At 35.0% G+C, this 25,348-nt stretch carries 24 protein-coding genes; 23 read left to right on the top strand and 1 reads right to left on the bottom strand.

The window, feature by feature from the left end:
- The first annotated feature begins 441 nt into the window (after positions 1–441).
- The 15 genes from ACTTKV_RS03885 to ACTTKV_RS03815 all read left to right on the top strand — a co-directional run bounded on the left by ACTTKV_RS03885 (position 442) and on the right by ACTTKV_RS03815 (position 16,038).
- A complete protein-coding gene (locus ACTTKV_RS03885) occupies positions 442–1,623 on the top strand; it encodes a DegT/DnrJ/EryC1/StrS family aminotransferase (protein ID WP_442549338.1) in 1,182 nt (393 codons plus the stop codon).
- Positions 1,623–3,191: a cytidylyltransferase domain-containing protein gene (locus ACTTKV_RS03880; RefSeq protein WP_442549337.1), complete on the top strand. Its 1,569-nt coding sequence runs from the start codon at positions 1,623–1,625 to the stop codon at positions 3,189–3,191. The genes ACTTKV_RS03885 and ACTTKV_RS03880 overlap by 1 nt, the downstream gene beginning before the upstream one ends.
- Entirely contained in the window at positions 3,188–3,862 is a 675-nt protein-coding gene (locus ACTTKV_RS03875; RefSeq protein ID WP_442549336.1) for a cytidylyltransferase domain-containing protein, read from the top strand. Before ACTTKV_RS03880 ends, ACTTKV_RS03875 begins: the two co-directional genes overlap by 4 nt.
- Before the next feature lies 1 nt (position 3,863).
- On the top strand, positions 3,864–4,922 hold the full coding sequence (locus ACTTKV_RS03870; RefSeq protein WP_442549335.1) for an N-acetylneuraminate synthase family protein: 1,059 nt from the start codon (positions 3,864–3,866) through the stop codon (positions 4,920–4,922).
- A gap of 1 nt (position 4,923) precedes the next feature.
- Complete coding sequence (locus ACTTKV_RS03865; protein WP_442549334.1) at positions 4,924–5,889, top strand: radical SAM/SPASM domain-containing protein; 966 nt, start codon at positions 4,924–4,926, stop codon at positions 5,887–5,889.
- Positions 5,886–6,431 carry an acyltransferase gene (locus ACTTKV_RS03860; RefSeq protein ID WP_442549333.1) on the top strand — a complete coding sequence of 182 codons (546 nt, stop codon included), beginning with the start codon at positions 5,886–5,888 and terminating at the stop codon, positions 6,429–6,431. Before ACTTKV_RS03865 ends, ACTTKV_RS03860 begins: the two co-directional genes overlap by 4 nt.
- Positions 6,421–8,193, top strand: a complete 1,773-nt coding sequence (locus tag ACTTKV_RS03855) for an LIC12162 family transferase (RefSeq protein ID WP_442549332.1) — start codon at positions 6,421–6,423, stop codon at positions 8,191–8,193. Before ACTTKV_RS03860 ends, ACTTKV_RS03855 begins: the two co-directional genes overlap by 11 nt.
- Positions 8,175–9,677 (top strand): lipopolysaccharide biosynthesis protein, encoded by a 1,503-nt coding sequence (locus tag ACTTKV_RS03850; RefSeq protein WP_442549331.1) that lies wholly within the window; start codon positions 8,175–8,177, stop codon positions 9,675–9,677. The genes ACTTKV_RS03855 and ACTTKV_RS03850 overlap by 19 nt, the downstream gene beginning before the upstream one ends.
- A 636-nt stretch (positions 9,678–10,313) precedes the next feature.
- On the top strand, positions 10,314–11,048 hold the full coding sequence (locus ACTTKV_RS03845) for a LicD family protein (protein ID WP_442549330.1): 735 nt from the start codon (positions 10,314–10,316) through the stop codon (positions 11,046–11,048).
- A gap of 10 nt (positions 11,049–11,058) precedes the next feature.
- Positions 11,059–11,835 (top strand): glucose-1-phosphate cytidylyltransferase, encoded by a 777-nt coding sequence (gene rfbF, locus ACTTKV_RS03840; RefSeq protein ID WP_442549329.1) that lies wholly within the window; start codon positions 11,059–11,061, stop codon positions 11,833–11,835.
- Positions 11,817–12,929: a CDP-glucose 4,6-dehydratase gene (rfbG, locus tag ACTTKV_RS03835; RefSeq protein ID WP_442549328.1), complete on the top strand. Its 1,113-nt coding sequence runs from the start codon at positions 11,817–11,819 to the stop codon at positions 12,927–12,929. Before rfbF ends, rfbG begins: the two co-directional genes overlap by 19 nt.
- Positions 12,917–13,324: a dTDP-4-dehydrorhamnose 3,5-epimerase gene (locus ACTTKV_RS03830; protein ID WP_442549327.1), complete on the top strand. Its 408-nt coding sequence runs from the start codon at positions 12,917–12,919 to the stop codon at positions 13,322–13,324. Before rfbG ends, ACTTKV_RS03830 begins: the two co-directional genes overlap by 13 nt.
- Before the next feature lie 9 nt (positions 13,325–13,333).
- Positions 13,334–14,050, top strand: a complete 717-nt coding sequence (locus ACTTKV_RS03825; RefSeq protein ID WP_442549326.1) for a hypothetical protein — start codon at positions 13,334–13,336, stop codon at positions 14,048–14,050.
- Complete coding sequence (locus ACTTKV_RS03820) at positions 14,037–15,149, top strand: DegT/DnrJ/EryC1/StrS family aminotransferase (protein WP_442549325.1); 1,113 nt, start codon at positions 14,037–14,039, stop codon at positions 15,147–15,149. Before ACTTKV_RS03825 ends, ACTTKV_RS03820 begins: the two co-directional genes overlap by 14 nt.
- A complete protein-coding gene (locus ACTTKV_RS03815) occupies positions 15,139–16,038 on the top strand; it encodes a glycosyltransferase family 2 protein (protein WP_442549324.1) in 900 nt (299 codons plus the stop codon). Before ACTTKV_RS03820 ends, ACTTKV_RS03815 begins: the two co-directional genes overlap by 11 nt.
- Before the next feature lie 90 nt (positions 16,039–16,128).
- On the opposite strand, the gene nadD is transcribed toward ACTTKV_RS03815, so the two are convergent.
- Positions 16,129–17,010 (bottom strand): nicotinate (nicotinamide) nucleotide adenylyltransferase, encoded by an 882-nt coding sequence (gene nadD / locus ACTTKV_RS03810; protein WP_442549323.1) that lies wholly within the window; start codon positions 17,008–17,010, stop codon positions 16,129–16,131.
- A 79-nt stretch (positions 17,011–17,089) separates the two neighbouring features.
- Between nadD and gap the strand changes: the two genes are divergently transcribed.
- The 8 genes from gap to ACTTKV_RS03770 all read left to right on the top strand — a co-directional run bounded on the left by gap (position 17,090) and on the right by ACTTKV_RS03770 (position 25,261).
- The gene (gap, locus tag ACTTKV_RS03805) at positions 17,090–18,088 is read left to right on the top strand and encodes a type I glyceraldehyde-3-phosphate dehydrogenase (protein ID WP_442549322.1); all 999 of its coding nucleotides are present in this window, start codon (positions 17,090–17,092) and stop codon (positions 18,086–18,088) included.
- Positions 18,089–18,104: 16 nt separating this feature from the next.
- Positions 18,105–19,307, top strand: coding sequence for a phosphoglycerate kinase (locus ACTTKV_RS03800; protein WP_442549321.1), 1,203 nt, complete (start codon positions 18,105–18,107; stop codon positions 19,305–19,307).
- Positions 19,304–20,002 (top strand): triose-phosphate isomerase, encoded by a 699-nt coding sequence (locus tag ACTTKV_RS03795; RefSeq protein ID WP_442549320.1) that lies wholly within the window; start codon positions 19,304–19,306, stop codon positions 20,000–20,002. Before ACTTKV_RS03800 ends, ACTTKV_RS03795 begins: the two co-directional genes overlap by 4 nt.
- Positions 20,003–20,262: 260 nt before the next feature.
- Complete coding sequence (fabI, locus tag ACTTKV_RS03790; RefSeq protein WP_442549319.1) at positions 20,263–21,081, top strand: enoyl-ACP reductase FabI; 819 nt, start codon at positions 20,263–20,265, stop codon at positions 21,079–21,081.
- A gap of 79 nt (positions 21,082–21,160) precedes the next feature.
- Entirely contained in the window at positions 21,161–21,829 is a 669-nt protein-coding gene (locus ACTTKV_RS03785) for a DUF2625 family protein (protein ID WP_442549318.1), read from the top strand.
- A 217-nt stretch (positions 21,830–22,046) separates the two neighbouring features.
- Positions 22,047–23,069 carry an NADH:flavin oxidoreductase/NADH oxidase gene (locus ACTTKV_RS03780; RefSeq protein ID WP_442549317.1) on the top strand — a complete coding sequence of 341 codons (1,023 nt, stop codon included), beginning with the start codon at positions 22,047–22,049 and terminating at the stop codon, positions 23,067–23,069.
- A gap of 129 nt (positions 23,070–23,198) precedes the next feature.
- Complete coding sequence (locus ACTTKV_RS03775; protein ID WP_442549316.1) at positions 23,199–24,545, top strand: FAD-dependent oxidoreductase; 1,347 nt, start codon at positions 23,199–23,201, stop codon at positions 24,543–24,545.
- Positions 24,546–24,583: 38 nt separating this feature from the next.
- The gene (locus ACTTKV_RS03770) at positions 24,584–25,261 is read left to right on the top strand and encodes a DUF4272 domain-containing protein (protein WP_442549315.1); all 678 of its coding nucleotides are present in this window, start codon (positions 24,584–24,586) and stop codon (positions 25,259–25,261) included.
- Positions 25,262–25,348 lie beyond the last annotated feature (87 nt).

The raw sequence follows: 25,348 nt of genomic DNA, 5'->3' as shown, positions 1-25,348 counted from the left end.
GGAATAATTTTATATTTGCAAGTTTTTATTTTAATACATTTGTTCTTTTATCTATTTTGAGATTGTATTATAAAATGCTAGCTGTGAATTTTAATTTTCATTATAGAGGTTTATTTTTAGCAAGCAAGGATACATATTTTTGGAGATAATAGTAGTGTAGGTAGTTAAGATGGGAGTAGTCTTAAATTGTTAACTAATTTGTGTTGTCATAAAGATTTTTCTACCAAAGTGGTGCAACGACGGTCTATCATAATCCTATTATTTAAGACGATGTTTGATTCGGTGATTGTATTAATGTGATTTCTAGTAGTAAGCTTGCAAAAAAACATCAAAAGGTATTATGGTTTGGTGTTAGATCGGTTTTTACCAAAGAATATGTATATTAGAGTATGGTATTTATACCAGAAATCCAACTAGATGTTTAAAGAAAAGGTTTGATTGATGATTTTTAAAATAAATTTTAGTGGTACAGGACACAAGTATACTAAAGAAGAGCTAGATGTTGTTTTGCAAACTATGCAAGATGCAGACCCTCTTACCCAGGGAATATATAGGGATGAATTTGAAAAAGCATTTTGTGACTATAATGGAAATGATTTTGCATTTAGCGTTTGTAATGCCACCGCAGCTCTTGAGCTGGCAGCTCAACTTTGTTTATTTAAAGAAAATGATGAAATTATTGCTCCATCTCATACCTTCACTTCTAGTGTGTACCCTTTTATTAAAAAAGGAGCACGAGTTGTTTGGTGTGATATAGATCTAGATACTAGAGTTATAAATTTAGAAAATATAAAAAAATGTGTTACAAAGAACACAAAAGCAATTGTTGTAGTTCACCTTTATGGTTTTATGATTCCAGATATTGTAGAAATTGCTGAGTTTGCAAAAGAAAATAATATTTTATTAATTGAAGATGTTGCTCAAGCGATGGGAACTGAAACAAATGGTAAAAAAGCTGGAACTTTTGGTGATTTTAGTATTTTTTCATTCCATTCTCATAAAAACATTACGACACTTGGAGAAGGCGGAATTATAGCGGTTAAAGATAAAAAATATGCAGACATAATTCCAATGTTAAGACATAATGGCCATTGTGCCTTTTTGGGCGAAAGAACAGAATATTGGAAGCCAGCAATGGGTAATGTTGATATTCCAAATTTAAATGGTGCAAATTTGATGCCAAATAATTACTGTTTGGGTGAAGTAGAATGCGCATTGGGAACAAAGTTACTCGATAGGCTTGATCAAATGAATGAGTTTAAGCGAAAAAGAGCTATGGAATTTATAGATAGTCTAAATGAGTTTAAAAATATTATTTTTCATAGAGTAGATAGTAAAAGCCATAACTATCATTTGCTGGTTGCCTATATTAAAGAAAATAAGAGAGATCAAATGATAGAGCGGCTGGCATACAAAAAAGGGATAAAATGCGTTGTTCAATATTGCCCATTAAATCGTTATCCTCTGTATGATAAGCTGGGATTTGGTAATGCGAATTGTCCAAATTCTGATACATTCTTTGACAATATGATTTCTTTTCCATTTCATCATTGGATGAGTGACGATGATTTTTCTTATATGATAAAATCAACAAAAGAAGTAGCGGCAGAATTAGGGCTTTAATGGATAATTTACTTTTAGTAATTCCTGCAATTAAAAAAAATGCTGTTATCCCAGATCAATTGGTTAGGAAATTGAATGGGATTACTCTTATACAAAGAGCTATAAATACAGCATTGGATATAACAAATAATATCTTGGTAGTGACTGACTCTGAAGAAATTTCTTTGATATGTGATAGAAATGGTATTAAATTTTATAAAGACAAAGATCTGAGTTTAAATTCTGAGAATATTTTAGAAATAATATATTCTATCGTAAAGCTCTATAAAGAAGAAAATATTTTTCTTTATAGAGCAAATACCCCACTTGTCGATAGTCAAATTTTAAAAGATGCGTATGATACTTTTAAAAGAGATAGCTTAAAAATTTTAATGTCAGTTAAGTCTAACAATAAAAATATTTTTTTTCTAGAGGAAGATACACTAAAACCTATTGAAAGAGATGTATCATATAGGGAGTTAAAGGCGTTTTATATATTTTCGAAAAAATACTTTACCCTCAGCAATTTTAAACCATTTATTTTGGACAGTGAAAAATGTATTGAGATTGAAAGTTATCAAGATTGGTGGGTATGTGAGAAAATTCTAAAAAGAAAAAGAATAGTGTTTAATGTTATAGGCGATTCTTGTATTGGAATGGGCCATATTTATAGGTCGTTAACTGTAGCAAAAGAAATAAATGACCACGAGATTATTTTTGTTTGTGATGAAAAATATAACTTTGCTGTCAAAAATATTGCTTCTAAATATCATAAGGTTTTTTCGTCAAACAATGTACAAAAGACTATTCTTGATCTAAGGCCAGATCTAGTCATAAATGATTGCTTGAATAACGATGAAATGTATATTGATAGCCTTAAAAATGCCAATATAAGAGTTGTAAGTTTTGAAGATATAGGCGAAGCTTCAAAACACACTGATTTGGTATTTAATGAACTATTTGAAATTCCACAAAGAGATGGCAAAAACTATTTTTGGGGGCATAAATATACGTTATTAAGAGATGAATTTGATGATGCAAGACGGAATGATAACTTTATAAATGTAAATAGCATTTTATTGTCTTGTGGTGGCAGTGATCCAAATAATTTAACTCTAGTGGCATTAAAGTCTATATTAAAAACATGTGTAGAATTTGGAATAAAAATAAATATAGTTTGTGGGAGTGCATATGCTTATGAAAAAGAGTTGAGAGATTTTATTGCAAGCTGCAAGTATAAAAATATTTTTTTATTTATTAATAGCGTTGCTATGTCAAAAATAATGGAGGAGTGTCAGCTTGCTATTTCGTCAAATGGCAGAACCGTATATGAATTGGCAGATATGCATATTCCGACTATTGTAATATCTCATCATGAAAGAGAAGCCACTCATACATTCACATCACTTCAAAATGGTTTTATTAATCTTGGTGTTTTTGACAAAAAAACTGATTTAAAATTAGAAGAAAAATTTAGGAAATTGGTTGAAGATATAGATTATAGAGAGCTTCTATTTAATAATATAAAAAAATATAATTTCAGATCCAATAAGAACAAAGTTATTTCTAAAATCTTGGAGCTTCTATGAAAACAATTGGTGTCATTCAGGCTAGGATAGGGTCTACAAGATTGCCATGTAAAATGATGTTAAATTTAAATGGACATCCAATAATAGAGTGGGTTGTAAAAAGAGTTCAAAAATCATCTTTAAACGAGATTGTTGTCGCCATACCAGATAGCAAAGAAAATGATGTTTTAGAAAAGTATTTAAAAAATCTAGATGTTAAAATTTTTAGAGGCGATGAAAATAATGTTTTAAAACGATTTTGTGGTGCTCTTGAAGGTACTCTGTCTACACATTTTGTTAGAATCTGTGCAGATAACCCTCTTATAGATCCAGCAGAGATAGATAATTTGATAAAATTTTTTAAAACAAATAATTGTGATTACGCTTATAACCATATACCAAAAGGCAATTTATACCCAGATGGCCTTGGTGCCGAAATAATATCCATAGAGCTTTTTTTTGATATTTTTCAAAAAGTTACACTGTCAGAACATAAAGAACATGCCTTGTCATATATTTGGGATAATCAAGAAAAATATAATATAAAAACGTTTGATCCGAATAATGAAATTTTAAAAAGACCGGACTTGAAATTTGATATAGATACATTTAGTGATTACTATAAGCTAGCAATGAAAGACTTTGATATAGATGTTAGTTCTTTAGACTTAGTTAAAATTTTTGGAGAATAAAATGAAACTTGTAGATTTTATGAATAGTGTAAACCCTTATGAAACAAAACTTTATAAACCTTTTATAATAGCTGAAGCTGGTGTAAATCATGAAGGAAGTATGCAGATTGCAAAAAGGCTGATCGAGGAGGCACATGAAGGTGGTGCTGATGCGATTAAATTTCAAACATATAAAGCAAACACAATAGCCTCGAAAAATTCTCCTGCGTATTGGGATACTACAAAGGAGCCAATTACAAGCCAATATGAACTTTTTTGCAAACATGATAAATTTTGGAAAAAAGAGATGGAAGAGCTTAAAGTATATTGCGATAAAGTTGGCATAGAATTTCTTAGTACTCCATTTGATATAGAAAGTGCTAAATTCTTAAATGATTTGATGGAAGTTTTTAAAATTTCATCTAGCGATATAACAAATAAGCCTTTTATAGAGTTTATATGTGATTTTAAAAAACCGATAATACTGTCTACGGGTGCTAGCTTTTTATATGAAATACAAGAGTCAGTTGGCTGGATAGAAAGATTCGGGAACGCTTTAGCATTACTTCATTGCGTGCTTAATTACCCAACTCCTGATGAAAATGCAAATTTAGGTATGATACTCGGGTTAAAAAAAGCATTTCCTAATAAAATTATAGGCTATAGTGATCATACATTGCCAAAAGATATGCAAGTTTGCAAAGACGCAATTTTACTAGGAGCTACTATTATTGAAAAACATTTTACTCACGATAAGACTTTAACTGGAAATGACCATTATCATGCAATGGATAAAAATGATTTGATCAAATTTAAAAAAGATATAGATGAAACTTTTAAAATTCTGGGTAAATTTGAAGTAAATGCTCTTGATGACGAAAAACTAGCTAGAGAGAATGCTAGAAGAAGTTTGGTAGCATCGAAAGATATTAAAAAAGGTGATTTTATAAAAAAAGAAGATATCACTTTTAAAAGGCCAGCAAGTGGGATAAGTCCTAAATTTATAGATGATATTATTGGCAAAAGAGCATGCCGCGATATAAGTGAAGATGAAGTTTTGAAATGGAATATGGTGGAATAGAATGCAAGATAACATATCAAGATATACACAAAAAGATATAAATGATATTTTAAGTAATGAGCTTGGTGAAAAATATGTGAATTATAGAAAAGAATGGGAGAGTGTAAATTATAGTAATTTTCCAGATTTTCCACTACATATAGATTTTGAAATGCAAGATAGATGTAACCAATCTTGCACAATGTGTCCAAGAAATACCAATAAACATCCAAACATCAATTATAAGGTAAATACAAATTCTAAATTAAGCTTTGATTTATTTAAAAAAGTTATTGATGAAGGAAAAAGTAATGGTTTAAAATCTATAAATCTTGGTGCTTTTGCTGAGCCATTACTAAATAAAGATGTTTTTAAGATGATTAAGTACGCAACCGATAATGGTATTGTAGACACAAGAATTATTACAAATGGATTGTTATTAGAAAAATATATAGATGATATTTTTGATAGTGGGCTAGTTAATCTTTTTGTGTCTCTAGATGCGTTTTATGAAAGTACGTATAATGATATTAGAGGCAAGGGAATGACTATAGTTAAGGAATCTTTAGAAAAATTTTTGAATGAAAGATCTCTTAGGAAAAGCATACTTCCAATAACCAGAGTATCTTTTGTGGATATGAAGAAAAATAGAGAAGAAAAGATGAGATTTATAGAATTTTGGAGGGGAAAAGTAGATTTTATAGATATACAAGTTTTTGATAATTACAATATAGATATTCATGATGATTTTAATTTTACAATACCAAAAAAATGGAATTGTTTTTCTCCGTTTGCTAGAGTAGCTATTTTGTCAAATGGAGATATCTTGCCATGTTGTAATTTTTTTGGTAGAAATATACCAATAGGCAATATAAATATTATTTCTATAAAAGATGCATTTAACAGTAAAAAAATGAATAGTGTGAGGCAAGGTATATTAAATGATAGTTTAAGAAATTGTTCTATTTGTCAAAGAGTCGGAGAATGATAAAAATTTTAAAAAAGATATTGATATTTTTGTATTGTAATTTTATATTGGAGATAATCGCATTATCTCCAACTGTTATTGGAGATAAAATAAGATGGTTGTATATTAAAGTTTTTGCCAAAAGACTGGGCAAAAACTTTGTAGCACACACTGGAACATTTGTTTATTATCCTAAAAATTTAAGCATAGGGGACAATGTCAGTATAAATGGAAATTGTATAATTCAAGCTTTATCAAGTTTAAGGATGGGAAATGATGTAATGATAGCTTCAAATTGTAATATAATGACATCAAACCATGGCTTTAAAAATAAGCATGTGCCTATGAATCTACAAAAAAATGAAACAAATGAACTCATTATTAACGATGATGTTTGGATAGGTTTTGGAAGTGTCATAAATTCTGGAGCTAGAAAGGTTGAGATAGCAAAAGGAGTCATAATAGCGTCAAATTCTGTGGTTACAAAAAGTATAGATATTGAGTATAGCATATGGGGGGGGGTTCCTGCCCGTTTTCTTAAAATGAGATTTGATGATGAGTAATAACGGTACTTTTTTATGTACAACTGCCTTGATGGATACTTGGGATACGCGTGCAGATAAGTTATTATTTTTGGGAGAACATTGTAAGCTTTTTGATAAAAAAGAATACTATGAAAAATTAAATTATCAGGTTTTTAAATATATTTGGAGTGATAAAGCGGAGGTGAATAATGCGTTAATGTATTGCACCAGTGTCTTTGATGATATTATTGAAAAACTTACTGAACTGCTTAATAGATATCATGGCGTAAATTATTCAAAAAAGTATTGGCAGGATCTATTAATACCATGGTTGCAATATTATATACTAACTATTTATGATAGGTATATGCATATTAAGATGGCATACGCGGATTGTAAAAACCTATACACAAATATTTTAATAGAAGATAACTTCAGTTTCATTGCAACCACAAAAGATTTTTTGGAGTATGCACATAGCGATGATTGTTTTAATCTCCAACTTTATTCACAGGTCGTTAAATTTTTAAATTTAAAGCATAATATAATAAATATAGATAGTCCAAAGATACAAACTAAAATAGAGATTAATAACAAAAAAAGCATAATAAAAAAGACGCTAAGTGTTATATCTGGTATTATAAATATATTAAATTTTAATAAAAAAGTAGTAATGGTAAGCCCATATTTTAAATTTAATGCTATTAGGCATTGTTTAAAATTATTTGTATACTCAAAATTTAGAATAGTTTTTGATAATATGAATTATCACATTTTGGTAGATGTTAAACCAAATTTAAATATTAGAAAAAACCTCTTTAAGAATATTGGTTTTATGGATGAATTTAAGAATTTTTTATTTTATTCTTTTGTACAAAATTTTCCTATTATATATCTAGAGGCTTATAAAGATTTTGATAAAAAAATAGATGAACTAAAGTTAAAACCTCCTAAAGTAGTGTATAGTGCAAATGCATTGTATCATAATGAAATTTTTAGATTTTTTTATGCTAAATATAGAAAAGATGTTGTCGTAACATATGGACAACATGGCGGTGATTTTGGCATAGATAAAATAGATGTTCAAGAAGAAATAGAAAGTAAATTTTGCGATATTTACTATACTTATGGCTGGAAAAAACAAGAAGTGCTGTGCAGTGTTTTACCGCAGCAGCCACTGCCAATATGTAGTGCTAATAATAAAATAAATTTAATAATGACTTGTATGCCAAGATATTTGTGCTGCATTGGATATATAGAAGATGGTGCTAAAATGTTACGATACATTGAAAATACAAAGGTTTTTCTGAATAAGTTAAAATATGATAATTTATTAAATATTAGAACCTACAATGGAGACTATGGCTGGAGTGTAAAAAATAGGCTTTTAGAATGCGGTAAAAAATTGTTTTTTAATTCAAAAATAAATTATTACAAACAAATATCTTCATCAAGACTCAATGTATTTGACCATATGCATACAGGATACTTGGAGTCGCTATCTTTAAATAAACCAACAATTATTTTTATAGCAAAGGGAGTGTATTCGTTTAGAGAAGAAGTAAAACCACATATAAAAGATCTTATAGATGCCAAAATTTTATTCATAGGCGCCGAAGAATGCGCCGAATTTATAAATAAAAATTATGATGAAATAGAATTATGGTGGAATACCAACAAAGTTCAAAATGCTAAAAATTTGTTTTTGCATAAATATTTTAGAACATCAACAAATTGGGTTCAAGAGTGGGTTAAAGAGTTTGATATGCTTTTGGAGAACAGGTGGACGAACAAAGTTTAAAAAAAAGATATTTAGCCAAGCTTTTATCAAATATAATTAGTGCTTTTGTTAATATGGCAATAGTTGTCATTGTTCCAAAGGCTTTGGGACCAATGTCATATGGTCTTTTTATGTACTTGCAAAATTTCTTTAACCAGATGATGGGATTTTTGGATATTGGTACCTCAAGTGCTTTTTTTGTAAAACTTAGTGCAAATAATTCTAGAAAATCGCTATTTGTTTTTTACTTTATTTATATATTGGGTATATTTATTTTTTCTATTTTATTTATTTATTTATTAAATTCATCAAATTTAAACGAATATTTAATGCCAAACGTACCTAAAAATTTTATATTGATAGGTTTTTTGTTTTCGTTTCTTGTTTGGCTAAGCCAGGTCTTTATTAAAATTTCGGATGCGTATGCTATTACTATTAGCGTTGAATTTATTAAGATAGTTCATAAAATTTTAATACTTTTATTGCTTGTTTTTTTTGTATATAAGTTTGCTTTTGATTTGAAATTATATTATTTATATAATTTTATTTTTTACATCTCATTTATTTTTATTCTTGCCCTATTTTTTTATAAAATAAAAATTTTTAAAGATATACACGGCTTAAATTTACAAGAGTTTAGAAAGATATTTAAAGAATTTTATTTGTTTTGTAATCCGCTATTTTTTTATACTATTGTCGTCATCTTTGCAACTATTTTTGATATTTGGCTTTTACAAAAAGTATCAGGGAGTATTCAAAGTGGTTTTTATGGTCTAGTATACGGTCTTGTTTCCATTGCGCTTGTATTTACTAGCTCAATGACTCAGATTATTATAAGAGAGTTTTCTAAGGAATATGCTATAAAAAATTATGAAAGATTAAGATATTTGATCGTAATGTATGTGCCTATGCTTTACTCTATAGCTGCTTTTTTTAGCATTTTTGTATCTTTTCATTCTGGTGCAATAATTGATATTTTTGTAAATGATGACTTTAAAGATGCTTGGTTTGCATTGTCTTTGATGGCTTTTTATCCTCTTCATCAAACTTATGGCCAAATAATAGGAGGCTATTGCCATGCTTCTTTGCAAACAAAATTAAATAGAAATATAGCTTTGTTTTTTATGCCTATAGGATCTATAATTAGTGTAATCACGATATATTTTTTAAATTTAGGTGCTACAGGATTAGCAATTAAAGTGGTATTAATACAAGTAATAAGTACAAATGTGATGCTCTTTTTTGCTACTAAAGACTTAAATATAAAAATATTATTTTTTATCAGACACCAGGTCTATTCACTTTTATTTTTTGCTTTGTTTGGTATCTTGTCAAAGTATGTAGCAATTTTTGATAACATCGTTATAAACTTTATTATTTGTGGCATCTTTTATGTTGGTTTATGCATAATAGGATCTCTTATGTTTCCACAGGTTTTTGCTTTAAAATCGGAAGATATGGAAGTATATTTAAAGAAAGCATTAGGATTTATTTATAAAAAATAAAATATTAAAATTATAAATAAGATTTATTGGAGTAAATTTTTACAACTTTTTGTTAAGAAAAATTTTCAAAGATAAAAACTAAGTTTTATTTAATTGGGCTTTAGAGGTTATGAAGATTTTGTTTTGCCACTGAAAATACAATGTCATAGTAATAAATCAAAGTAATATTTTTATATCTTTATCTTATATTGGCTATTGTTTTTGGTATTGATGTTGATGCCGATGTTATGATATTTTATAGTAAAATAAGATTCTTTTTTATACTACATTGCTTGGCAGTGTAAGTGGAAAAATGAATGGATTGTTAAGCCAGAACCTGGTAGAGTAGTAAATATTTAAATTTCATATAAGTTTGGTTTGGGGTTACTAGGTTATAAGTGTTTTTAGCGAATTTGGTGCAAAACTGATTAAACAACAGAAGATGCTTGACATAGAAGATGATGCTTTTGTGATCAAAGTTTGTATTGAATTGAGATAATATATCTATTGATATATTTGATGTGTTAAAGGTCGGTATTAGAATTATTGATAATAAATTTATTGATGAAATATATGACCTTGATGATTTATCTTGTATGGAAAAGATTAATTTATTAAAATAAATTGGCAATTGTTTTTATTGGTTGGGGTATGTTTATGAGTAGTTTATTGAAAATTAGTGATTCTTCTGCCTTGTTTAAAAAAGCAAATCAAATTATGCAGAAATCAGGATATCATTATTGGGTTTGTGATGGAACTTTACTGGGCATTATAAGAGACAACAAACTTTTAGAATGGGATCATGACATAGACTTTGCTGTTTGGAAGAGTAAGGTTGATGTGGATGTTTTGAGAAATTTGTTTATTAGTAGCGGTTTTATAGAAGAGTCTTTGGTTGGACAAGATTGTTTGCATTTTATTGGCGGCAATAAAAAAGTAGACATTAGTCTTTTTTCGCAAGATAGCAAAAGCTTTTTTTGTAATTTTTTATATCCTCCTAAATTTACTTTTTTATCTAAAATTTTATATCATATTTGTGATATTTTATGTTCTAAAACAACTTTTGGCGATCTATTTTTAAATTTTAAAAATAGCAAAATGAGAGTAGTTGTCTTTTTGTTTAAACTGTTTATGCTTATTATAAGGCCTTTAATTTCAGATAAAAGTAAAAATAAATTACTAGATTATAGTTTGAAAAAGTTTGTTTATGTATCGGCTGGGTATCCATTGCATCTAAAAAAATTTAGAAATATAAGTTTTTTGGACGAAACTTTTTTAGTTCCTTTTAACTGTGAAGAATATTTGCGCATTGCGTATGGAGAAGATTGGAAGACCCCAAAAAAAGATTACAATTGGTATACTGATGAAGCTAATTTAAATATAGTTTCTTAAAGGATTTTTTATGAAAGTATTATTACTTGCTGGAGGGTTTGGAACTAGGTTAAGTGAAGAAACAGACATTAGACCAAAACCTATGGTTGAAATCGGAGGCAAGCCTATCCTGTGGCATATTATGAAAATTTATAGTCATTATGGTTTTAATGACTTTGTCGTTTTATTAGGCTATAAAGGCTACTATATAAAAGAGTTTTTTGCAAATTATTTTTTACATAGAAGCGATATAACAATAGATATAGCTAGTGGTAAAATAGAAGTATTAAATAACTCTAGTGAACCTTGGAGAGTTACTCTGCTGGATACAGGCTTAAATAGCATGACTGGTGCCAGAATCAAAAAAGCTAGAAAAATTGTAGGAGATAATACTTTTATGCTGACATATGGAGATGGCGTAGCTAATATAAAAATAGATGAGCTTTTAAAATTTCATGCATCTCATAAAAAAATAGTAACAATGACTTCGGCGCAGCCAGATGGAAGATTTGGCGCTTTAGAAATTTCTGATCAGGATCAGGTACTACAATTTAAAGAAAAACCTAAAGGCGATGGCAGCTGGATAAATGCAGGTTTTTTTGTTTGCGAGCCAGAAGTGTTTGATTATATAAATGATGATGAGGGTACTATTTTTGAGCAAGAACCGCTTATGAAACTTGCTCAAGATGGTGAGATATTTACTTACAAACATCATGGTTTTTGGATGCCAATGGATACATTAAGGGATAAAAATAAATTAAATGAAATGTGGCGTGACAATAAAGCAGAATGGAAAATTTGGAAATAAGAATGTTCAAAAATATTTTTAAAGATAAAAAAGTTTTAATTACCGGACACACTGGTTTTAAAGGTAGTTGGCTTAGTACATGGCTCTTAAAATTAGGTGCAGAAGTTGTTGGAATTTCAAAAGATATTCCAACAAATCCATCCATGTTTCATTTACTAAATTTAAAAGATAAAATTAAAAAAGATTATAGAGCTGATATTCGTAATTTAGAAATTCTAGAAGAAATTTTTATTAATGAAAAACCAGATTTTGTCTTTCATTTAGCAGCTCAACCAATAGTTTCTGTTTCATATAAAGATCCAATAGAAACCATAACCTCAAATGTTATCGGTACCACAAATATTTTAGAAATATTAAGAAAAGCAAAGCATGAGTGCACAGCCATAATTATAACAAGTGATAAAGCTTATGATAATATCGAACAAGTTTGGGGATATAAAGAAAATGACGCGCTTGGCGGAAAAGATATTTATAGTGGATCTAAAGGTGCGGCAGAACTCATTATTAAGTCTTACTGTAATTCCTTTTTCAAAGATATTAAAAATGTAAAGATAGGCGTAGCAAGAGCCGGAAATGTAATAGGCGGTGGTGATTGGGCTAAAGATCGAATTGTAGTGGATAGCGTAATAGCCTGGAGTGAAAATAAAGCCGTTGATATTAGATCTCCAAGATCAACAAGGCCATGGCAACATGTTCTTGAGCCACTTAGTGGTTATTTAAATTTAGCTATGGCTTTATATTTAGATGATAGTTTAAATCATGAGTGTTTTAACTTTGGCCCAAGGGCTGAGCAAAATCATAGTGTGGCGGAATTATTAGTAGACCTCGGTAAGATTTGGTGTTTAAAAGATATATACAATGTTGTAGACGAAGTAGTTTTTGACGAAGCTAAGTTGCTTAAGTTAAATTGTGATAAGGCATTACACTATCTTAAATGGCATGCAAGCCTAGAATATAAAGAAACGATTAAATTTACTTCAGAGTGGTATTACGACTTTTATGAAAAAGGTTCAGACATGTTTGAAAAGACAGCAGATCAAATAACAGAGTATGAAAATATTGCAAAAAACAGAGCACTATCATGGACGGAGTGATATTAACGCCATTAAAACAAATTTATAACCCAAAAGGCGATATCTTTCATGCTATGAAAAAAAGTGATAGCGGATATGATGGCTTTGGTGAAGCGTATTTTTCTACTATCCATAAAGGCGATATAAAGGGCTGGAAAAAACATACGAAGATGACACTAAATCTTATTGTTTGTTTGGGTGAGATAAGGTTTGTGGTTTATGATGATCTGAAAGATGAGTTTTTTAGTGTAAAATTATCTCATCAAAATTATCAAAGACTAACAATCAAAAATGGGCTATGGATGGCTTTTGAGGGCTTGGGAGAAGATAATATGCTTTTAAATTTAGCAAATTTAGAGCATAATCCTAGCGAGTCTATTAGTGTGAATATTGATGAGATCAAATATAATTTTTAAAGGCTTTAAATGAAAAAATTGTATCAAAAGGGGTGGTTTGGTATAAAATTTAGTGAATTTGCTAAGCTTGATTCTGAAAATATTGCAGATGATAAGTTTTATGAAAAATTTTACGAGCTATTTTATAAGAAATTTGATTCATATAATGACCTTCCAAAAGATTATATTGAGTGTAAAACAAATATTGCAAAAGATATTATAAATTTTTCAAAAGACTATAAAGATATTCTATCTATTGGCTGCGGTAATGGTTTTATTGAAAATTTTATAATTAAAAATAGTGATAAAAATATATTGGCAATAGAGCCTTCTAATAATTTTAAATGGTTGACAAATGCGGAGACGTGCAAGACTATAATTGGCTTTTTCCCTGAATGTATTAAAGATGAGAGAAAGTATGAATTTGGTTATTGTAGTACCATAGATTATGTTTTTAACAATGAAGAGTATATTAATTTTTTCAAAAGCGTTTATGATTATGGGTTTAAAGACTTTTATTTAGCCGAGGTTATTGTGCCATCAGAAGGATTTGTTGCAAGTACAAAGGAGATTATAAAAGATGTCTTATCTCTCTTTGGATTATATAATAAGGGTCAGTTTTGGGGATATTTAAGAAATATTGATGAGCATATCGCACTTTTGAAAAAGGTTGGTTTTAAAAAAATAACTTACGGTACTCACAAACATGGATCATATTGGATTAGGCTTGAAAATGAAAAAAATTAGACTTTCAAAATCATCAATTAGCGACATAGAAAAACAAGCTGTTCTAAAGGTATTGGATGAAGAGTACCTTGGTATGGGCAAAGATGTCATGCAATTTGAAATTGCTATTAAGGACTATTTAGGCACTGATATGCAAGTAGTGTGTGTCAATACTGGAACATCCGCTCTTCATTTAGCTCTTGCTGCACTTGATTTTAATGAAAATGATGAAGTTTTGGTTCCCACCATTACTTATGTGGCGTCATTTCAGGCTATTTCCGCTTTAAAATTAAAACCTATTCCTTGCGATGTAGATCCGGACACACTTTTTATTGATAAGGATGATGTTAAAAAAAGAATAACTAAAAGAACTAAAGCTATTATGCCAGTACACTATGCTAGTTCTTCCAGTGACATGGAAAGTATTTATAAAATTGCAGATGAGTTTGGGTTAAGGGTTATTGAGGACGCTGCTCAAGGATTTGGTTGTCTTAGGGATGGTAAAAAAGTTGGTAGCAATGGTGATATAATTTGTTTTAGTTTTGACGGAGTAAAAAATATTACTTGCGGTGAAGGTGGGGCTATTTTATCTAGTGATTTAAGTTTTATACAAAAGATTAAAGATATGAGACTTCTTGGGGTGGAAAAAGACAGCGAAAAAAGATATTCTGGTCAAAGAAGCTGGGATTTTGACGTAAAGCTTCAAGGCTTTAGATATCACATGAGTAATATTATGGCCGCAATTGGATTAGCTCAGCTTTCCAGAATAGATGAATTTATCACCAAGAGGAAAGAGCTAGCTAAACTATATATAGATCTTTTAGGTGATATAAATGAGATTGGTTGCTTAAAATTTGATTTTGATGAGGTTGCGCCATACATATTTGTTATAAAGGCAAAAGATAGAGATGAACTGCGAAAATTTTTACTAGAAAATGACATAGAAACAGGGATTCATTATAAGCCAAATCATCTTTTAACAAAATTTAATACTGGCTATTCATTGCCAAAAAGTGAAAAAATATATGATGAAATTTTAACACTTCCTTGTCATTTTGATTTGGGGCTAGATGATGTAAGGTTTATTGTAAATAAGATAAGGACGTTTTATGCAAGATAAGCCACTTGTATCAGTAATTATGAATTGCTTTAATAGTGATAAATTTTTAAAAGAGAGTATTGAAAGCGTAATAAGCCAAACTTATAAAAACTGGGAATTGATTTTTTGGGATAATCAATCAACAGACAATAGTGCAAATATTGCAAAATCATATAATGATAGTAGAATAAAGTATTTTTATGCTCCAAAATTTGCTCCACTTTATGGTGCTAGGAATTATGCAGTTAAAGAAGCTAAAGGTGACTTTATTGCATTTTTGGATTGTGATGACTTGTGGAAAAATGATAAGTTAGAAAAACAAATTGCTGCAATGCACAACAATAATTTTGGACTCTGCTATACCAACTTTTATATTATGGGCCCAAATAAAAATAAAAAATTATTTGTTAAAACACAGCCGTCAGGATATATTTTTAAACATCAAATAGCCAATTATTCTATTGGAATTTTAACTGTTATGATTTCCAGGAAAGCATATGATGATATTGAAGATAAATTTGATTCAAGCTTAAATTTTCCAGGAGACTATGACCTTTTTATTAGGCTTTTAAAAAATGAAAAGGCCTGTTATATAGATGAGCCACTTGCCTATTACAGGGCGTCTAATGCAAATAGCATATCCAATACAAAACGCCTTGATAATATCAAAGAGGTAAAAGTTGTATTGAAAAAATTAAAGAATATGTATAGCGAAAAAGATATATTAAAAAGGCTGGACGAAGCAAAGGCTATAATGGATATAAAAGAAATTTTATTTTCTCTAAAAGATTTTAATACAAGAGAAATTCTAAAAATTTTAAGAGATATGTCTTTTAAAGATGCTTTCTCGCTAACTGTTTTAAATAAAATTATCTCAAAAATTTTAAGAACTTTGAGATGGTACTCTTAAGCTAATTTGTAATATAGACGATACATACGCAAAGTTTATAAATAAGCCATTTTTTATCTTTATGGCTTATTTGCTCATCGCTTGTATTTGTTAAGACTCTTTGCTAGTTTTTAGCTTTTGCAAAAACTCTTCGATGTTGTATTTTGCCCTGTAAGCTGGACTTAAAAGATGTACTAAGATGTCGCCAAGGTCCATCACGATCCAATCAGGCGAACTCTCCGTACCTAGAAATTTCTCTCCAAGAGGTTTAAGCTCCTCTTTTAGATCCTCGCTCAGCGAGTAAGCGTGTCTCTCACCAAGAGTCGTAGCGATAACTACGGCCTTTACGAAATAATCATCTCCGCTCATATCAAACACTTGTATCTCTTCAGCCTTTTTTGTGTCTAAAACCTTAACTATACTTTCGGTGCGCTCTTGCATCGATCTCTCTTGCATTTTGTATCCTTGGTAAAAATTTATAATCTCATCTTTTATCTCGCTAGGCAGCTCATCAAGCCCTTTTTGATGCCTGATCTGCGACGAGCTAACATCCACATGCACGTCCATTTTTTGTAAATTTTGTGGAATTTCTATGTGATTGCGCTTGGCGATCACAAACTGCACTAAATTTTTAAGCTCCTCGTATCCGTGCCACTTATCAAGCGTGGCTAGGTGGTCCGCGCCTATTATGAGATAAAATTTTTCTATCTTGAATTTCTCATACAAATACTTAACCGTCTCTATGGTAGGCACAGGGCGAGCTAAATTTATCTCATAGTCTGAGATCTCGACCTTCTCTAGTCCGCCCCAAATTTCTCTTATCCACTTTAGGCGAAGCTCTGGCGGAGCTGAAAATTCGCTTTTAAAGGGACTTATAAAAGTTGGCATGATGATGAGCTTGTCGATATCAAGGCCGCTTAGTGCCATTTTCACAATGCTATCGTGACCTAAATGAACTGGATCAAAGCTCCCGCCAAAAAGTGCTAACTTCATCTATTAAAGTGCCTTATTTATATTTGTTTTAAAATTCTTTTTTGTAGAATTAGGCGTAATTATATCAAAAGGAGCTAAGATGTCAGTTAAAGTAGCAATCAACGGTTTTGGACGTATCGGCAGGTGCGCTGCTCGTATTATTTTAGAGCGAGACGACGTTGAGCTTGTCGCTATCAACGACACGGCGACGCGCGACATGACGCGCTATCTGCTCAAATACGACAGCGTGCACGGCGAATTTAAGCAAGACGTTAAGGCGATAAGCGACGATTTTATAGAAGTAAACGGCAAAAAGATAAGAGTTTTTTCAACAAGAGATCTAAACGAGCTTAGCTACGCAGACTACGGAGCAGACGTGGTTTTGGAGTGCACGGGTAAGTTTTTGACCACCGAAAAATGCGAACCGTATCTAGCTCGCGGTATCAAAAAAGTCGTCATGAGCGCCCCTGCTAAAGATGACACGGCGACCTTTGTAGTCGGCGTAAACGACGATAAATACGCAGGCGAAGCGATCGTCTCAAACGCAAGCTGCACCACAAACGGCCTAGCTCCCGTTGCAAAAGTACTAAACGATAAATTCGGCATCGTAAAAGGGCTCATGACCACGATCCACGCCTACACAAACGGCCAAAGCTTGGTTGACGTAAAGGCCAAAGACTTCCGCCGTTCGCGTGCCGCAGCCCTAAATATCGGGCCTACGACCACCGGAGCTGCAAAAGCTATCGCGAAAGTACTTCCCGAGCTAAACGGCAAGATGCACGGCCAAGCAGTACGCGTGCCAGTCGCTAACGTCTCGATGGTTGATCTAACGGCGGTCTTGAAAAGACCGGCTAGCAAAGAGGAGATAAACGAGGCGTTTAGAGCGGCTGCGGAGTCAAATTTAAAGGGAATTTTATTCGTCGATGACGATTACAGGGTTAGCAGCGACTTTTGCACGAGCGCATACAGTAGCATCGTAGCCAGCGACACTACGCAGGTTATTGCGGGTGATATGGTAAAGGTCTTTGCGTGGTACGACAACGAGTGGGGCTACTCGACAAGACTCGTCGATCTAGCTAAGATCGTGGCTACGAAGTAAATTTAAAGGGTGAAAAATGAGTGAAATTTTATCGATCAACGATCTTGAGCTTAGCGGCGCGAAGGTATTTGTGAGGTGCGATTTTAACGTGCCTATGGACGAGTTTTTAAACATCACCGACGACCGCCGCATACGCTCGGCGATACCAACTATCCGCTACTGCCTAGATAACGGCTGCAGCGTGGTTTTGGCCAGTCACCTAGGGCGACCTAAAAACGGCTTTGAGGAAAAATTTTCGCTGCGAGGCGTGGCAAAGAGGCTTTCTAGGCTACTTGATAGAGACGTGATATTTGCCGAGGACGTCATCGGCGTGGACGCCAAAGCTAAAGCCGCCGCTCTGAAGCCTGGCGAAATTTTACTTCTTGAAAATTTGCGCTTTGAAAAGGGCGAGACCAAAAACGACGAGGCGCTAGCCGGTGAGCTCGCTAAATACGGCGAATTTTACATAAACGACGCGTTTGGCGTCTGCCACAGGGCGCACAGCTCGGTCGAGGCGATCACTAAATTTTACGACGAGAAGCACAAGGCGGCGGGATTTTTGCTACAAAAAGAGATAAATTTCGCCCAAAATCTCATCAAGCACCCTGCGCGCCCGTTCGTCGCGGTCGTTGGCGGTAGCAAGGTAAGCGGCAAACTACAAGCCCTACACAACCTGCTTCCGCGCGTGGATAAGCTGATAATCGGCGGCGGCATGGCGTTTACGTTTCTAAAATCTCTCGGCGAAAATATCGGAAACTCGCTGCTTGAAGAGGATCTCATCGACGATGCGCGCGAAATTTTACGCAAGGGTAGGGAGCTGGGCGTTAAAATTTACCTACCGGTGGACGTCGTCGCGGCTCAGACCTTTTCGGCCGAAAGCGCCGTAAAATTCGTTCCCGCTCAAGAGATACCGAGCGGCTGGATGGGGCTAGATATCGGGCCGGCGTCGATTAGGCTTTTTAAAGAGGTTATCGCCGACGCGCAAACCATCTGGTGGAACGGGCCGATGGGGGTTTTTGAGATGGATAAATTTAGCAAAGGCAGCATCAAAATGAGCCACGCCATCATCGACACTCACGCGACCACGGTCGTGGGCGGCGGCGATACGGCTGACGTCGTAGAGCGCGCGGGAGACGCCGACGAGATGACCTTTATCTCGACTGGCGGCGGCGCGAGCCTGGAGCTCATCGAGGGCAAGGAGCTGCCGGGCATAAAACCCCTTAGAAAGGCTGCGGAGTGAGGTTTTTAGCAAATTTAAAGTGCAATCACACGAGAGCGAGCTTTAAAGAGTACGCTGAAATTTTAGACGCAAATTTAAGCTCAAACGACGACGTTACGGTTTTTCCTCCGTTTAGCGCGCTTGATCTTGCGGCTCATAAATTTAAACTTGGCGCGCAAAATTTCTACCCGTGCGAAAGCGGCGCTTACACCGGCGAGATCGGCAAGGCAATGCTGGACGAGTTTGGCATAAAAAGCGTGCTGATCGGGCACTCCGAACGGCGCGAGCTCGGCGAGAGTAAGGAGCTTTTGCGAGCTAAATTCGACTTCGCCGCAAAGGCGGGCTGGCAGATCGTCTACTGCATCGGCGAAAATTTGAGCGTAAACGAAGCTGGCGGCACGAAGGAGTTTTTGGCGGGGCAGCTAAAAAATATCGACCTTAGCTACGAGCGGCTGCTTATCGCCTATGAGCCAATCTGGGCGATAGGCACGGGCAGGAGCGCGAGCGCGGAGCAAATCGAGGAGATTTTAAATTTCATCCGTGAGCAAACGAGCGCACCGCTACTTTACGGAGGTAGCGTAAATGCCGCAAATATCGGCGTAATAGCGGGGATCAAAAACTGCGATGGAGTACTAGTAGGTACGGCGAGCTGGGACGCTTTGAAGTTTTTAGAGCTTATACGCGTTGTCTCGCATCGCTATACTTCGTTGTCTTAAAATTCTGCTTAGTTATTACCTACGTGGTAACTCCCGTCGCAAAATTTTAAGCCGCCTAGTCTAGCTTCGCGATACTGCCGCTATCAAATTTGGTGTTTTGTAGAGTTTTGTAAATTTCAAATTGCGAAGGATTTTAAGATGGATTTGAATGTTGTTGCAGATTTTGCGACCGAGATTAGACATATAGCCTGTCGCAGGGAGCAAAATCAAAACTCATTCAAAGACGCTCAAAAGCCAAGCAAAATTTAAAAGGAGAAGTAATGATTTTAAAAGGCAAAAAAGGCCTTATCGTCGGCGTCGCTAACGCCAAATCCATCGCTTACGGCATCGCCGAAGCTTGTTACGCTCAGGGTGCGCAGATGGCGTTTACCTATCTAAACGACGCTCTGAAAAAACGCGTAGAGCCGATCGCGGAGGAGTTTGGTAGTAAATTCGTCTACGAGCTCGACGTAAATAACCAAGCCCACTTAGACGGACTTGCGGATCGCATTAAAGCGGATCTTGGCGAGATAGATTTCGTCGTGCATGCGGTAGCCTATGCGCCAAAAGAAGCGCTAGAGGGCGAGTTTGTAAACACGACCAAGGAGGCCTTTGATATCGCGATGGGTACGAGCGTGTATTCGCTGCTAAGTCTCACGCGCGCGGTACTTCCGGTGCTAAAAGAGGGCGGCTCGATGCTTACGCTAACCTACCTCGGAGGGCCAAAATTCGTGCCTCACTACAACGTAATGGGCGTCGCAAAAGCAGCGCTTGAAAGCTCGGTGCGCTATCTGGCTCACGATCTTGGCGCTAGAAATATCCGCGTAAACGCTATCAGTGCGGGCCCGATCAAGACGCTTGCGGCAAGCGGTATCGGCGATTTTAGGATGATTTTACGCTACAACGAGGTAAATAGCCCGCTAAAACGCAACGTCACGACGCATGACGTCGGCAATAGCGCGATGTACCTACTTAGCGATCTAGCTAGCGGTGTGACGGGCGAGGTGCACTACGTCGACTGCGGCTACAACATCATGGGCATGGGCGACGTAGCGACCGATGCCGAGGGCAACACGATCTTAGCCTGGGACGCGAAGTAATCCTCTAATACAAAATTGGCGGGGTGACTCGCCAAAATCTTCTTTTAAATTTCATCAAATTTAAGCAAAAGGACACACAATGAGAACTTTAGACGAGCTTATAGACACAAATGAGCCGGGCTGGGCGCTGATAGAAGAGTGGCTAAAAGAGGCTAAAAATAGCTATGATATTTTACCGCGTGACGAGGGTAGGGCGCAAAGTGAGCTTTTGGGACTTCAAGTTACCACTCGCTCGCCAATGGGAGCGCTTGTATATGGCTGCGGCGGTATCGTGGTAGACGGCGGTTGGCTGCGCGTACTAGGCTCTGGATGTGAGTGTATGAAGCGTGGAATTTACAGCTTCAACCTTGGCAAAAGCTTTGGCGAAGCAGGGCAGATGCCTAGCTATTTGCTCGTGGCAGATGATGTTTTGGGTGGACTTTTCGCGATAAACGGCGGTGCTTTTGACGGCAAAGCTGGTAACGTCTTTTACTATGCGCCAGATAGCGGCGAGTGGGAAGATACGCAGCTTGGTTACTCGCAGTTTTTGTACTGGGTGCTTTGTGGTGATATATCTAAATTTTACGAGCTTTACCGCTGGGATGGCTGGCGCGATGATGTAAAAAATTTTAGCCTTGATAAGGTGATGTTTGCGCTGCCACCGCTATTTTGGCAAGATGCCGACGTAAGGTTAAGACTAAAAGATATGAAAAAAGATGGTGTTAATGTCGATGAGTATTTTACTTCTGTGTTTAAAGGTGAGAAATAGAATTTTGTAAATTTTTACTATTTTTACAAATTTTAAAACTTTCACTCACTCATAAGAATTGACTACTAAAATTTGACTACGCTTACAGCTTAGCTCAAATTTTAGAGCCGAAATGCATCCGCTCATAAATTTTAAAATTACAATACATAAATTCCTACAATTCCAAAAATTTAAACAAATATCCTAAAATAACCAAAAATAATTTTAAAGGAAATTTATGCAAAGTAAGCTTTTTACGCCATTTAAGATAGGTAATATCGAGATCAAAAACCGCATTATAATGGCCCCTATGTGCATGTATGAAGTTAAAAAAGAGGACGGCCGTCCAAGATGCTTTCATAGACTCCACTATTCAACAAGGGCGATTGGTGGCGTTGGTATGATCATTGTTGAAGCGACAGCGGTCGAGCCTAGAGGTAGGATCAGTAAAAAAGACCTCGGTCTTTGGAGTGATGAGCAGATAGAAGCTCACGCAGAGCTGGTAAAAGGCTGCAGTAAATATGGTGCTAAAATGGCCGTCCAGCTAGCTCATGCCGGTAGAAAAGGTACTTGTGATGGCATTATTGCCCCAAGTGAAATCAAATTTAGTGATGACTATGCGACACCAAAAAAAATGAGTACGAAGGAGATCGCAAATGTCAAACAAAGCTTCATAGATGCTGCAGTGCGTGCAAAGAATGCAGGATATGAGGCGGTAGAGATTCATGCAGCACATGGATATTTGATAAATCAATTTTTATGCGCTGGTACAAATAAACGAGATGATAACTATGGCGGAAGTTTTGAAAATCGCATAAGATTTTTACTTGAAATTTTAAAAGAGATCAAGGCTGGTGTTAATATCGCAGTTGGCGTTAGAATCAGTGCTGGTAGCTGGCTTAAGGGCGACTGGGATATTGAAGATAGTATAAAACTAGCACGTGAGCTTGAAAAAAATGGAGCGGACTTTATGCATGTCTCGGCTGGCGGTATCTATGCAAATGTCGATGTGGCTCCAAAATTTACTCCGCTTTATCAAGCAGGTTACGCAAAAGCGGTGAAAAATGCAGTAAATATTCCGGTGATCGCAGTAGGACTTATCACAAAGGCAAGCGAGTGTGAGGCGTTGTTACTGGGCGGAGTTTGCGATGGCGTGGCACTTGGCAGAGAGCTACTTAGAAATCCTTACTTTGCCTTTGGTGCTATGAAAGAATTTGGTGAAGATGAAAATATAGAAAACGCTTATAAAAGGGCATATTAAAATTTTAGCAAGGGGAAACTCTTGCCAAATTCCGCTTTTACACAGCCAAAATTTCACTTTCTGCTTTTTGCTGTTTGATTTAAATTTAATATAGTATCATTTGAGCGACAAAACTTTGTAGGGGAAAAAATGAGGCAAAAGCACTTTGAAGTGGCAATTGTTGGAGCAGGTATTAGTGGGACGGCACTCTTTTATGAGTTAGCCGCATTTAGCGATATAAAAAAAGTCGCACTTTTAGAAAAATATGACGGAGTAGCGACGCTAAATTCGAGTGGCAAGGGCAACTCACAGACTATCCACTGCGGCGATATCGAGACAAACTACACGCTAGAAAAGGCCAAAAAAGTCTCACTCATGGCAAACATGCCAGTAAAATACGCTCTAAAATACAATCTAGAGGGCAAATATATGTTTGCTCATCAAAAGATGACGCTAGCCATCGGATATGCCGAAGTAGAACGTATAAAAGAGCGATACGAAAGCTTTAAAGAGCTATTTCCTTATCTTGAAATTTATGATAGAGAAAAGTTAAAGCAGATCGAGCCAAATGTCGTTTTTGACGCAAATGGAAAGGAACGCCCAGAAAATATCATTGCTATTGGTGCACAAAATGGGCAGTTTACGACTATGGACTTTGGTGGAGTGGCAAATTCTCTCGTACAAAATGCTCTAAATCTAGGCGGAGATGGCTATGAGATCAGCCTAAACTCAGAAGTTACTGATATGAAAAAGGTGGGCGATACTTTTCATATCAAGATAAATGACGGCGAAGTAATCACTGCAAACTACGTCGTAGTAGATGCTGGAGCACACTCGCTATTTCTAGCTCATAAGATGGGCTATGGACTTCATCTTAGTACTCTGCCAGTTGCTGGAAGTTTCTACTTCGCAAACAAACGCCTACTAAATGGCAAAGTATACATGGTGCAAAACGACAAGCTCCCATTTGCCGCACTTCATGGTGATCCAGACATCTTAGCTGATGGCAACACGCGCTTTGGTCCAACAGCCCTTGTCATACCAAAGCTTGAGAGATTTCACGGAAATTCAAGCTTTTTTGACTTTTTAAAGTGTATGAAATTTGACAAAAACGTCCTTAATGTCTTTATGAACCTACTAAAAGATGATGATATCAGGTCATATATACTAAGAAATTTCTTGTTTGAAGTGCCATTTATCAATAAAAAAGAATTTGTAAAAGATGCTAGAAAGATCGTGCCAAGCCTAAGCGAAAATGACTTAAGCTATGCTGTAAATTTTGGTGGCGTAAGGCCGCAGGTGATCGACCGTAATAAAAAAAGGTTAGAGCTTGGCGAGGGTAAGATCAGCACAGGTGAGGGCATAAGCTTTAACATGACGCCAAGCCCAGGTGCGACTAGCTGTTTTGAGACGGCAAGGGCTGATATGGAAGAAATTTGTAAATTTTTGGGTAAAAATTTTTACGAAGAGAAATTTAACGCCGAGTTTTTTGGGTAGAAAATGGAAGTATTTGATATTTTTAAAAAGGTGTAGATATGTCAAAAACAGCACAACAAAGAAAAGATGAAAGTATAAAAATTTTAAAAAAAGAGGGCGTGGCGGTGCTTGAGAGCCTGCCGCTTCGTTATGAAAATAATGAGGTTGCGCCAAGAGACGTGGACGAGATAGTAAGGCGCGCAGTTTGCTCATTTACAGCGATCATGTGTGCTTGCACGATCCGCGATGAAGGCTCTTTGGGCGAAGAAAATATGGCGTGGGCAAAGAGTTTTTTAGGTGATGCCTACGATGGGCTAAGCGTAAAAGAAAAAGAGGTCGTTGAGGATAGAGCCGATATGAAAACAGCGGTAAATATGGGCTGGAAATACGAGTCGCTTTGGGTACTTCTTTGGGCTCTTGGCATCGCAGAAGATATCGGTGAGATGGATAAAATTTGCGACTGCGAGTTTGTGATGAATGTCTTTAGAGAAGGCGGACTAAAAAACCGCTCAAAACTTCGCAGTTTGGATGAAATTTTAAGCAAACTTGACCTAGTTTATCGCTACCACTGGGCGTGTGTAGATGCAAGGATAAATGGTAAAAAGGTTGTTGGGCTTGACGAAGAGGTCGTTATGGAGAGGCGCGCTGGGCTTGAGTGGCTATGTTGCAAAGGGCAAGAAAATGATGACATAAAGGCCGAATTTAACACCTGGGACCACCCTGATCTAAATACGTAAATTTACATTTTTGCACTAAAATAAGCCAAAAATGAAAGGAAAAATATGAAAATTTTAGTAACTGGAACAGCTGGATTTATAGGATTT

It is taken from the genome of Campylobacter sp., assembly GCF_052169515.1.
Taxonomy (GTDB): Bacteria; Campylobacterota; Campylobacteria; order Campylobacterales; family Campylobacteraceae; genus Campylobacter_A.
This window is presented reverse-complemented; position numbering and strand designations above follow the sequence as displayed.